Genomic DNA, 10127 nt, shown 5'->3' with positions numbered 1-10127 from the left:
ATGTCGAGCAGCAGCTCGCAGCCGCTGCGCGCCACCAGCTCGGTCAGAAACGCCTCCTCCGCCATCTCGTGCTCATAGCCGTGGTAGTAGGAGATGTTCTCCAGCACCAGCGGGCGGGCCAGCGCATCCTGTACCTGCCGGATCCGATCCGCCAGGTAGGGGAGGTTCTCCCACTGGCGCGGCACCGGCAGCAGCTCGTAGAGATAACCCCGGGCATCGCGGGAAAAGCTCAGGTGCTCGCTGTAGATGTCGATGGCAAACTCGTCGAGAAAGGCGCGGATCTGGCCGAGCAGGCTCATATTGAGCGGCTGGCAATCGCCGAGGGAGAGGCTGAGCCCGTGGGCCACCAGCGGATAGCGCTCGGCGATCTGCTGCAGTTGCTCCCGCCTGGCGCCGCCAATGGCCATCCAGTTCTCCGGCGCCAGCTCGAGAAAGTCGATGCCGGGGCGGGCAGGCGCCCCACAGAGCTGGGCCAGATGCTCCTGGCGCAGCCCCACGCCACGGCTGCTGGCGCTTATTGGCCGCATACCCCCTCCGTTATCTTGCTCTCCTGGCGCTGGGTCTCGCCGTTGATCCCCTGCTCCGTCAGACCACACTTGCCATCGCGGGCGCGCACCAGCCGGCCCTGCGGATCGCTGTCGAGGGTCTGCTTCTCGAAGCGCTTCTCGGTGCCGCACTTGCCGGCCGCACACTTGCCGCCGTGCTGTTCGCTCGGCGCCGCCTTCACCGGCGCCTCGCTCGGGGTGGCCGCCAGCGCAAGCCCAGGGGTCAGCGCGATCAGGCCGGTCATGGCGATGGAGAGGCTCAATTTGCAGGAGGTTTTGATGCTGCTTGCGTTACTCATGGCTGGACTCCTTGACGGATGAAACGGGGTAACTGGAGAGATCGCGGGCGGCCACCACCTGGCCGTGGAACTGCTGCTTGACGATGGCCATCGCCTCCTTCTTGTGATTGAGACCGACCCCCATCCAGTGGTTGAGCACCAGCAGCTTGGGGTTCACTTCGGCGGCAATGTTGGCGACCACCGAGGGCTTGGCATGGAGCGAGGCGGAGACGGGATCGGCGCCCTCGTGGATGGCGAGCGGCATCACCAGGATGTCGGCCCCCTTGGCAAACGGCACAAAGGCCGGGTTGCTGCCGTTCTGATCCGCCGAGATGACGATGGTCCCCTCGGCGCTTTCGATGCGATAGGCCAGACAGGGCACGTCCCCGTGGGGGATGCCAAGCGCCGTGATGGTCAGGCCATCCTGCTGATAGACCTGTTGCGGCCTGGGCGTCTGGTAGGGCACATCGTGCACATTGATGGGGAAGAGACCATCAGTGCCATCCTTGAAGCCGCCGAGGTAGGCATAAGCGCCCTTGTCTTTGTTGAAGAGCGCATCAAAGTAGCCGCTCATGCTGGGGAAGGCCGAGCCGGCCTGCGGCCCCGCCAGATCGAGGGGATCGCTGCGCTTGAAGAAGTAGGCCCCCTTGAGCAGCGCAGGCAGGTCGGTCACATGGTCGGTGTGAAAGTGGGTGATGCCGATGAAGTCGACCTCTTCGAGCTTGGCGCCTGCCTGGCCGAAGCGCAGATAGACGCCGCCACCGGCATCGATCAGGATGCGCGATTTGCCCTTCCACCAGATCACCTCGCTGGAGGAGGCGCGCAGATCGTCGGAGATGGGGCCGCCGCTGCCGAGCACCTGCAGGGTGAATGCCTTGTCCAGTGGCGTCAGTTGTACGGGCTCGGCCCAGGCCGGCGCGGTGGCGAGCGCGCAGCCGATGGCCAGCGTCACCGCTTTGATTGTCTGTTTCATAACGGATTACCTGTCGGTTGGATGACAAGAGAAAGGGGTCGGGGCGAGGCAGTGTCTGCCCTCCCCGACCGAGGGGGATCAGGGTTGAGAGCGGGGCTCATCCCGTTCATCGGCTTCCCAGCGTGCTTCCAGCCAGAGCAGGTTGCACAGGCCCAGCAACAGGGCGAAACCCAGGCCCAAAATCCAGGTGAAGTACCACATAGCGGCTCCCTTGGGGTCAGTAGAGTTGATGGCTGTCGCGCTTGATGCCGGCACGATCCAGCTTGCCGCGCACCACCCGGTAGACCCAGCCGGTGTAGCCGAGGTTGATGGGCATCAGCACCAGCACGATCCCGAACATGATGGTCAGGGTCTTGAAGCTGGAGGTGCCGTCCCACAGGGTCAGGCTGCTGGCCGGATCCAGCGACGAGGGCAGCACGAAGGGGAACAGGGCGATGGCCACCGAGCAGAGCATGGCGGCGCAGGCCAGGCCGCTGGCCAGCAGCGCCAGCCGTCCCTTCTCCTGCCAGGCGGCGATGCCGCTGGCCAGCGGTGCCAGGGCGCCGATAAGGGGCACCAGCCACAGCAGCGGGTAGTCAAAGTAGTTGCCAAGCCAGCCGCAGGCGTGGGGGATCACCCCCTTCATCAGCGGGCTGATGGCGGCATTGGGGTCAAAGGGCTGGCCCGCCAGGCCGGTCAGCTGATAACCCGGCAACCCCAGCAGATGCCAGCCGGCCAGCAGATAGCAGAGGGTCACCAGCGGCGCCAGCAAGATGGCGAGGCCACGGGCCCGCAGTGCAGGGGTGCCCGTTACCTTGGCCTGCAGGAAGCTGGCGCCGTGCAGCAGCAGCAGGCTCACCCCGGTCGCCACCACGCTGGCAATCCAGCTCCAGTGGAAGTCGAAGGCCCCGTAGTGCAGGCGCAGTGCGCTGTCGAAGCGAAACGGCAGGCCCTGCATCACCAGCGCGATGGCGGCAGAGAGCACCAGGGTCGGCACCAGACCACCGGCCACCAGGGCGCGATCCCACCAGCGGCGCCAGAGGGGATCGGCCAGCTTGCTGCGATAGTCAAAGCCCACCGGGCGCAGGAAGAGGCCAAGCAGCAGCACTATCATCGGCACATAGAGCGCCGAGAAGGCGGCGGCGTAGACCAGCGGCCAGGCGGCGAACAGGGCGCCGGCGCCGGCGATGAGCCACACCTGGTTGCCCTCCCACACCGGCCCCACGCTGTTGATCACCAGTCGGCGGTCTTCATCCTCTTTCGAAACCATCGGCAGCAGCATGGCGATGCCCAGATCGAAGCCATCCATCACGATGAAGCCGACCAGCATGAACAGCACCAGCCCCCACCAGATGAGTTTCAGGGTTTCATAATCCATCAGGCGATCCTCGCAAGTTCGGGTTGTTCACCGCTGTAGCGGCCGGTATGCAGCACGGCGGGCCCCTGGCGGATCACGCGGCGCAGCAGGAACAGCTCCACCACCAGCAGGCAGGAGTAAATGAGACAGATGGAGATCAGGCTGAACCAGAGCTGGCCCGGCTGCAGCAGCGACACCGAGGCCGACACCGGCAGCACGTCGCTGATGGTCCAGGGCTGGCGACCGAATTCGGCCACGAACCAGCCCGCCTCGATGGCAATCCAGGGCAGCGGAATGCTCCACAGCAGCGCCTTGAGCAGGCGGGGCGAGGCGAGCAGCCGGTTGCGGCAGAGCTGGACGAAGCCCGCTACGAACAGCCCGAGCATCACTACCCCCAGCCCGACCATGATCCGAAAGCCCCAGAACAGCGGCGCCACCTGCGGCACCGAGTCTTCCACCGCCCTAGCGATCTCGGCCTCACCGGCCTTGGCGATGTTGCTGGCATAGGGGGTGAGCAGCAGCCCGTAGCCGAGATCCTGCCCGTGCTTGTCGAACAGCGCACGGTTCTCGGCCGAGTCGTTGCCGGCGCGGATCTGCTCGAGCGCCCCGGCGGCCACCATGCCACTGCGAATGCGGGTCTCGTGCTGGGCCTTGAGATCCTTGATGCCGGTCACCGCCTCATCGAGGGAGCGGGTGGCGATGATGCCCATCAGATAGGGGATTTTGACCGCAGCGTGGGTGGTCTCGGCCCCCTGATCCGGGAAGCCGAACAGGGTGAAGGCGGCCGGCGCGGGCTCCGTCTCCCACTCCGCCTCGATAGCGGCCAGCTTGACCTTCTGCACCTCGCCGGTGCGATAGCCCGACTCGTCACCCAGCACGATGACCGAGAGAATGGCGGCCAGCCCAAAGCCCGAGGCGATGGCGAAGGAGCGCAGGGCGAAGCGCACCTCCATGCGGCGCAGCAGATACCAGCTGCTCACCCCCATCACGAACAGGGAAGCGGCCACATAGCCCGCCGCCACCGTGTGCACGAACTTGACCTGGGCCACCGGGTTGAAGATCACCGCGGCCACGTCCACCAGCTCCATGCGCTGGGTCACCAGGTTGAACTCGGCGCCCACCGGGTTCTGCATCCAGCCGTTGCCGATCAGGATCCAGAGCGCGGAGAGGTTGGAACCGAGCGCCACCAGCATGGTCACCAGCAGATGTTGACCGCGGGAGAGCTTGTCCCAGCCGAAGAAGAAGAGTCCCACCAGGGTCGACTCGAGGAAGAAGGCCATCAACCCCTCCACCGCCAGCGGGGTGCCGAAAATGTCCCCCACATACTGGGAGTAGTAGGCCCAGTTGGTGCCGAACTGGAACTCCAGGGTGATGCCTGTGGTCACCCCCATCACGAAGTTGATGCCAAACAGCTTGCCCCAGAAACGGGTGATGTCCTTGTAGATCACCTTGCCGGTCATCACATAGGCCGACTCTGCGATCACCAGGATCCAGGACAGCCCCAGCGTGAGGGGCACAAACAGGAAGTGGAACATGGCCGTGGCGCCAAATTGCAGGCGCGACAGGCTGACCACGTCATCCGGATTGATCATGCGTCACTCTCTTTTGTTGTATTTACCTTGCACGTTTTGTGCGAGATAAGTACACCACGGAGCATGACACCTATAACAGATGCAGTTATATTGAATTACACCTATAACAGTTACTGCATCACATGTCCCTTTACCGTCAGCTGGCCGACCGCCTGCAACAGCAGATTGAAGCCGGGGTGTGGCAACCCGGCGAGCGCATCCCCTCCATCCGCCAGAGCTGCAAGACCCATGGCCTGAGCCCCATGACGGTGCTGCAGGCCTATCAGCTATTGGAGAGCCAGGGGCGGATCCTCGCCCGCCCCCAGTCCGGCTACTACGTCAAGGCGGCACCTTCCCGCCCTGCCGCCAGCCTGCCCCAGCAGGCGCACTACAGCGGCTCGGTGGACATCAACGATCTGGTGTTCGAGGTGTTGCAGGCGAGCAAGTCACGGGGACTGGTGCCCCTTGGCATGTCGGTGGCCGACCCCACCCTGTTTCCTCATCCCCAGCTCGGCCGGGCGCTGGCCAGCTGCATGCGTCGGCTCGACCCCTTCAGCACGGTGGCAGACCTGCCCCCCGGCAACGAGGCGCTGCGCCGGGCCATCGCCCAGCGTTACGCCAGCGAGGGGCTGGCGGTGGATCCACAGCAGATCATCATCACCACCGGCGCCATGGAGGCGCTCTCCCTCAGTCTGCAGGTGCTGACCGAGCCCGGTGACTGGGTGGTGGTGGAGTCCCCCACCTTCTATGGCGCCCTGCAGGCCATCGAGCGGCTCAAGTTGAATGCGGTGGAGATCCCGGTGATCCCGGGGATAGGCATCGACCTCGCCCTGCTGGAGGAGGCCCTCGCCCAGCGCCCCATCAAGGCGTGCTGGCTGATGGGCAATGTTCAACACCCGCTGGGTCACACCATGCCGGATGAGCACAAGCAGGCACTGATGGCGCTGCTCAACCGACGCGAGGTGGCGCTGGTGGAGGATGACGTCTATGCCGAGGTCTATTTTGGCCGTGAGCGGCCAAGGCCCATCAAATACTGGGATACCCGGGGCGAGAGCCTGCTGTGCAGCTCCTTCTCAAAGTGTCTGGCACCGGGCTTTCGGGTCGGCTGGGTGGTGGCCGGTCGCCACGCCGAGCGGGTGCAGCGGCTGCAGTTGATGTCGACCCTCTCCACCAATGTGCCCAGCCAGCTGGCGCTGGCCGAGATGCTGCGCCAGGGCGGGGTGGATGCCCACTTTCGCCGGCTGCGCCACACCCTGGCCCAGCGCCAGCAGCAGATGCGGGCCGCCCTGCTGCGCCTGCTGCCGGGGGAAGTGAGCATCTCCTCCCCCGATGGCGGCTATTTTCTCTGGCTCGAGTTTGACCCGCGCCTCGACAGCCGCGCCCTGCACGCCCGGGCGCTGGCCAGCGGTTTCTCGCTGGCGCCAGGCGCCCTCTTCTCCAGCAAGGGGCTGCACAACCACTGCCTGCGGCTCAACAGCTCCCATCCCTGGAGCGAGCAGCTGGAGACGGCCCTCACCCGGTTGGCCGAACTTATTCACCAACAGCTGGACACAGCTCCCGTCAAAGACCAAAAGGCCCCATGACGGGGCCTTTTTCTTGCGAAATTATCCGGTTGAAACGGGTTTATCTGGCCATGGTCTGTGACAGTATCTTGAACCCCAACCTCTCGTAGAGCGCCTTGGCGCGCTCGTTGAATGCCATCACCTCCAGCCGCAGCTGGCTGGCTCCCTGCGCCTTGCCCCACTCATCGCAATGGGCGATCAGCGCCTTGCCGATCCCCCGAGAGCGCTGCCCCTCATCGACCACCAGGGTGCCGATGCGACAGATGGGCGCCTTGCTCAGAAACGGGATGGTCTCGTTGATGTCGATGCGGGCGGTCAGAAAGCCCGCCACGACCCCCTCCTGCTCGGCCACGCAAAACAGGCGCCCTTCGGCGGCGATGGCTGCCAGCAGAAAGGCCCGCTCCTCGGGGATGGCGGACAGAATACCTGCGGCGCCTGCGCGAAGTGGATCTCCCCTATCTGCCGGTTCAGCTCGAGGATGGCGTCTATGTCCTGTTCACGTGCCTTGCGTATTTCCAATGAATGCTCCTTGCCTCTGTGTCCTGACGATGATGTGTCCTGGCGATGAGACGGTCTCATCTGCTCCCTTTGACCAGGGCTCCATCATAGTGGCTGCCGAGCCAGACAAGCCAGACAAGAAGTGCCGCAACAGCCTTTGACAGGCATCTGAAAACAACAAGGCCCCGTCACGGGGCCTTATCGACAATCCATGTACTGAGCGGGGTTCAGGCGGGAGCATCCAGCTGAGCCACCTGGCGCTCAATGCTGCCTTTGAGGTTCTCATCGAGCTTGAGGGCACGCGCCAGCTCGTCCAGGTAACCGCGTTCCATGAAGTGATCCACGTCGATGGCAAGCAGGGAGGCGAGATAGACCTCGGTGGCCAGCTCCATGTCGGTCACTTCCCGCGCCAGGGCGTGGGGATCCAGGGGGCGAGCCAGTTCGGCATCAATCCAGCGGGCCGCGTCGCTCTGGCCCTGCTCGGTCAGGTACTGCTGGATCTTCTGACGCTCGTCGTTGTCGATATGACCGTCGGCCCGGGCCGCCGCCACCATGGCGCGCACCAGGAGCGCGGCTCTGGCATCCAGCGCATTGCCCTGCAGGGTATCGAGGGGCTGGGTCGGCTGGGCCGGGGCAGACTGCTGGGCCTGCCAGTCCTGATAGAGTTTGTAGGCCAGGCCGCCGAGGGCCGCTGCGCCGCCCACCGCCGCCACCTTGCCGCCATATTTGCGCACCTTCTTGTTGCCAAGCAGCAGGGCCATGGCACCGGCCGCGAGGCCCCCTTGCGCCATCCCCTTCATCTGCGCCTTGCGGCTGTCGCCACCTTCGTTGAGCCAGCCCTTGCCAGCTCCCATCAATTGCTCCAGCATTTGTTTCATGGGACCTCCTCGTTGGATGGTGAACCATGCTGAACCTGCCCCACTGAACTCAAGGTGAATGGATGCCACTGCCCCGCCTGCTGTCGCTGACCCTGCTGACCCTGATGGCGTTCGCCGCCAACTCGGTGCTCTGCCGGCTCGCCCTGTTCGAAGAGCGGATGGATCCCGCCCTCTTCACCCTGCTGCGCCTGACCAGCGGCGCCCTGGTGCTGGTGCTGCTGTGCGGCGCGCGCAAAAAATCCCCCCGCCAGGGGGACTGGGGCGGCGCCCTGGCCCTCATCACCTATGGCGCGGCGTTCTCGTTCTCCTACCTCACCCTGACCGCGGGCACCGGCGCCCTGCTGCTATTTGCCGCCGTCCAGCTCAGCATGCTGGCGCCGCCCCTGCTGCGCGGGGAGCCCCTGCCCCGCCGCCAGTGGCTCGGCCTGCTGCTCGCCATGGCGGGCCTGGTGGTGTTGCTGCTGCCCGGCCTCAGTGCGCCGGATCCGCTGGGGGCGGCCCTGATGATAGTGGCCGGCATCGCCTGGGCCGGCTATACCCTGCGGGCCTCGCGCTTTGCCGACCCGGTCGCCGCCAACGCCGGCCACTTTCTGCGCGCCAGCCTGCCGGCCGCCCTGCTCTATCTGCTATTCGGGCAGCTGCAGACCAGCCCCGCCGCCATCGGCTATGCCCTGGCCTCGGGGGCGCTGGCCTCCGGCCTTGGCTATGCGCTCTGGTATCTGGTGCTGCCTCACCTTGGCCGTACCCTGGCCGCCAGCGTCCAGCTGCTGGTGCCCCTGCTCGCCGCCCTGGCCGGGCTCATCTGGTTGGATGAGTCCTGGTCGCTGCGCTTGGTATTGTCGACCCTGGGCATCCTGGGGGGGATCGCCCTGGTCATCGCCGGACGCCCCCCATCAGGAGAAAAATCATCATGAAGATGCTCGTATTGCTGCTCGGTTGTGCCCTCTCGCTCCCCCTGCTGGCCGCAGTGGAGGACAGAGATGCCAAACAGGCCAAGCTGGATGCGGCCTGCCAGCAGGCCCAGCAACAGCTGGTCGAACAGGGCAAACAACAGCGGATCGACGGCTGCATCAAGGCGGGCGGCAAGGCTGCCAAGTGCCAGCAGGAGTTCGCCAGCTTCGGCCAGCGCGAGGGCAACAAGCGGCCCGATCTCAACAACCTGCCCCCCTGCCAGCAGGCTGATGCCTATCGCAAGAGCTACCGGCAATGACCCTCAATCAAGGAGACCCCATGACCCCACCCCGCGAACTGACCCTGCAGTTTCTGGCCGAGCCCGCCGATGTGAATTTCGGCGGCAAGGTGCACGGCGGCATGGTGATGAAGTGGATCGATCAGGCGGGTTACGCCTGCGCCGCCGGCTGGTGTGGCGGCTACGCGGTGACCGTCTATGTGGGGGGATCCGCTTTCTGCGCCCCATCCAGATAGGCCAGCTGGTGGAGGTACACGCCCAGGTGATCCACACCGGCACCACCAGCATGCACCTGGCGGTGGATGTCTACAGCCGCCACCCGACCCAGAGAGAGCGTCACAAGACCACCCACTGCATCATCATCTTCGTGGCCATGGACGAGCACGGCAAACCGACCCCGGTGCCCCAGTGGCAACCGCAGAGCGAGAGCGATCGGCAGCTGCAGCAGTACGCCCTCAAATTGATGGCCCTGCGTGAGCAGATCGACCAGGAGATGCGCCAGCACCTCTAGCCGGGTCGCCCACAACAGCAGACAGGTCCCCATCCGGGAGCGGCCCTGTATAATGGCGTTTTCCCCGTTACGGAGTCTGTCATGTCATTGGAAACTGCCCCGCCCGAGGTCCAGCTCGCGGTGGATCTCATCGAACTGCTGGAGACCAACCGGATTGAGCCGGCCCTCGCCCTGGCGGCGCTGGCCATCGTCTCCGCGGACTATCAGCGCAAGCTCAACGAAGGCAAGGAGTGCTGAGCAAGGTTGCCTTGCCCACCCCATTTTGCCTAGGAGGTGTCATGACGGATCCCGTTCGTTTTGAAACCGGCCGCCCCATGCTGCTCGGCGGCCTGCGTCGTCACCATGCCTTCGCCCACGCCGACTTCGGCGGCCAATGGCGCGATTTCAGCGCCCTGGGCCCGCTGCCGGGCCAGCTGGGTGAGCATGCCTATGGCGTCATCTGCGGCGTGACCGCCACCGAGTGCGAATACATGTGTGCGGTGGAGGTCGCCGCGCTGGAAGTACTGCCCAAGACGCTGGGGCGGATGCGCATCGAGCCCCAGACCTATGCCGTCTTCCTGCATCGGGGGCATGTCTCGACCATGCCGCACACCTGGCAACAGGCGCTGGAGTGGCTGGCGCAGTCCGCTTACCAGTCGGCCCACAAACCCGACTTCGAGCGCTATGGCGCCGCCTTTGACCCGGACACCGGCAGCGGCGAGGTCGAACTCTGGCTCGCCGTGCTGCCGCGCCAGGCCATCGCCTGAGCATCCCGCGCTGGTAAACCGGCCAGGTTTAACCCAGACG

At 65.3% G+C, this 10127-nt stretch carries 13 protein-coding genes and 2 pseudogenes; 7 read left to right on the top strand and 8 right to left on the bottom strand.

Features of this window, described 5'->3' with window-relative positions:
* The 6 genes from ACTG2S_RS21225 to ACTG2S_RS21200 form a co-directional block, all read right to left on the bottom strand.
* A partial coding sequence (locus tag ACTG2S_RS21225; protein WP_439983284.1) for a multinuclear nonheme iron-dependent oxidase occupies positions 1 to 527 on the bottom strand: 527 nt, incomplete at its 3' end.
* Positions 515 to 844, bottom strand: a complete 330-nt coding sequence (locus ACTG2S_RS21220) for a hypothetical protein (RefSeq protein WP_279974391.1) — start codon at positions 842 to 844, stop codon at positions 515 to 517. The genes ACTG2S_RS21220 and ACTG2S_RS21225, both read right to left, overlap by 13 nt.
* Positions 837 to 1796, bottom strand: coding sequence for an MBL fold metallo-hydrolase (locus ACTG2S_RS21215; protein WP_439960335.1), 960 nt, complete (start codon positions 1794 to 1796; stop codon positions 837 to 839). Before ACTG2S_RS21215 ends, ACTG2S_RS21220 begins: the two co-directional genes overlap by 8 nt.
* Positions 1797 to 1874: 78 nt before the next feature.
* Positions 1875 to 1997, bottom strand: coding sequence for a cytochrome bd-I oxidase subunit CydX (gene cydX, locus ACTG2S_RS21210; protein WP_017766001.1), 123 nt, complete (start codon positions 1995 to 1997; stop codon positions 1875 to 1877).
* Positions 1998 to 2013: 16 nt separating this feature from the next.
* Positions 2014 to 3153 (bottom strand): cytochrome d ubiquinol oxidase subunit II, encoded by a 1140-nt coding sequence (gene cydB, locus ACTG2S_RS21205; RefSeq protein ID WP_362818773.1) that lies wholly within the window; start codon positions 3151 to 3153, stop codon positions 2014 to 2016.
* Positions 3153 to 4724, bottom strand: a complete 1572-nt coding sequence (locus ACTG2S_RS21200; RefSeq protein ID WP_042050823.1) for a cytochrome ubiquinol oxidase subunit I — start codon at positions 4722 to 4724, stop codon at positions 3153 to 3155. The genes cydB and ACTG2S_RS21200 overlap by 1 nt, the downstream gene beginning before the upstream one ends.
* Before the next feature lie 122 nt (positions 4725 to 4846).
* Here ACTG2S_RS21200 and ACTG2S_RS21195 point away from each other — a divergent pair, with 122 nt between their 5' ends.
* Positions 4847 to 6286, top strand: coding sequence for an aminotransferase-like domain-containing protein (locus ACTG2S_RS21195; RefSeq protein ID WP_421212847.1), 1440 nt, complete (start codon positions 4847 to 4849; stop codon positions 6284 to 6286).
* Between the two features lie 40 nt (positions 6287 to 6326).
* Here ACTG2S_RS21195 and ACTG2S_RS21190 read toward each other — a convergent pair.
* Both ACTG2S_RS21190 and ACTG2S_RS21185 read right to left on the bottom strand, forming a co-directional pair.
* A pseudogene (locus tag ACTG2S_RS21190) lies at positions 6327 to 6844 on the bottom strand (N-acetyltransferase family protein).
* A 146-nt stretch (positions 6845 to 6990) separates the two neighbouring features.
* Positions 6991 to 7641 carry a tellurite resistance TerB family protein gene (locus ACTG2S_RS21185; RefSeq protein WP_017766005.1) on the bottom strand — a complete coding sequence of 217 codons (651 nt, stop codon included), beginning with the start codon at positions 7639 to 7641 and terminating at the stop codon, positions 6991 to 6993.
* Positions 7642 to 7703: 62 nt separating this feature from the next.
* Between ACTG2S_RS21185 and ACTG2S_RS21180 the strand changes: the two genes are divergently transcribed.
* The 6 genes and pseudogenes from ACTG2S_RS21180 (at position 7704) to ACTG2S_RS21155 (ending at position 10087) form a co-directional block, all read left to right on the top strand.
* Complete coding sequence (locus tag ACTG2S_RS21180) at positions 7704 to 8555, top strand: DMT family transporter (protein WP_411593907.1); 852 nt, start codon at positions 7704 to 7706, stop codon at positions 8553 to 8555.
* Positions 8552 to 8851 carry a hypothetical protein gene (locus ACTG2S_RS21175; protein WP_219326501.1) on the top strand — a complete coding sequence of 100 codons (300 nt, stop codon included), beginning with the start codon at positions 8552 to 8554 and terminating at the stop codon, positions 8849 to 8851. Before ACTG2S_RS21180 ends, ACTG2S_RS21175 begins: the two co-directional genes overlap by 4 nt.
* Positions 8848 to 9092: pseudogene (locus ACTG2S_RS21170) on the top strand (acyl-CoA thioesterase); the annotation flags it as partial. The gene ACTG2S_RS21175 and the pseudogene ACTG2S_RS21170, both read left to right, overlap by 4 nt.
* Positions 9075 to 9341 (top strand): acyl-CoA thioesterase, encoded by a 267-nt coding sequence (locus ACTG2S_RS21165; RefSeq protein ID WP_439983286.1) that lies wholly within the window; start codon positions 9075 to 9077, stop codon positions 9339 to 9341. The pseudogene ACTG2S_RS21170 and the gene ACTG2S_RS21165, both read left to right, overlap by 18 nt.
* A gap of 81 nt (positions 9342 to 9422) precedes the next feature.
* Entirely contained in the window at positions 9423 to 9578 is a 156-nt protein-coding gene (gene rsmS / locus ACTG2S_RS21160) for a pleiotropic regulatory protein RsmS (protein ID WP_005299504.1), read from the top strand.
* A 41-nt stretch (positions 9579 to 9619) separates the two neighbouring features.
* Complete coding sequence (locus ACTG2S_RS21155) at positions 9620 to 10087, top strand: GyrI-like domain-containing protein (RefSeq protein WP_323991870.1); 468 nt, start codon at positions 9620 to 9622, stop codon at positions 10085 to 10087.
* Positions 10088 to 10127 lie beyond the last annotated feature (40 nt).

The organism is Aeromonas sp. 82P, assembly GCF_051919365.1.
GTDB lineage: Bacteria > Pseudomonadota > Gammaproteobacteria > Enterobacterales > Aeromonadaceae > Aeromonas > Aeromonas veronii.
The sequence above is the reverse complement of the archived record's forward strand: the minus strand, read 5'-3'. Positions and strand labels throughout refer to the sequence as shown.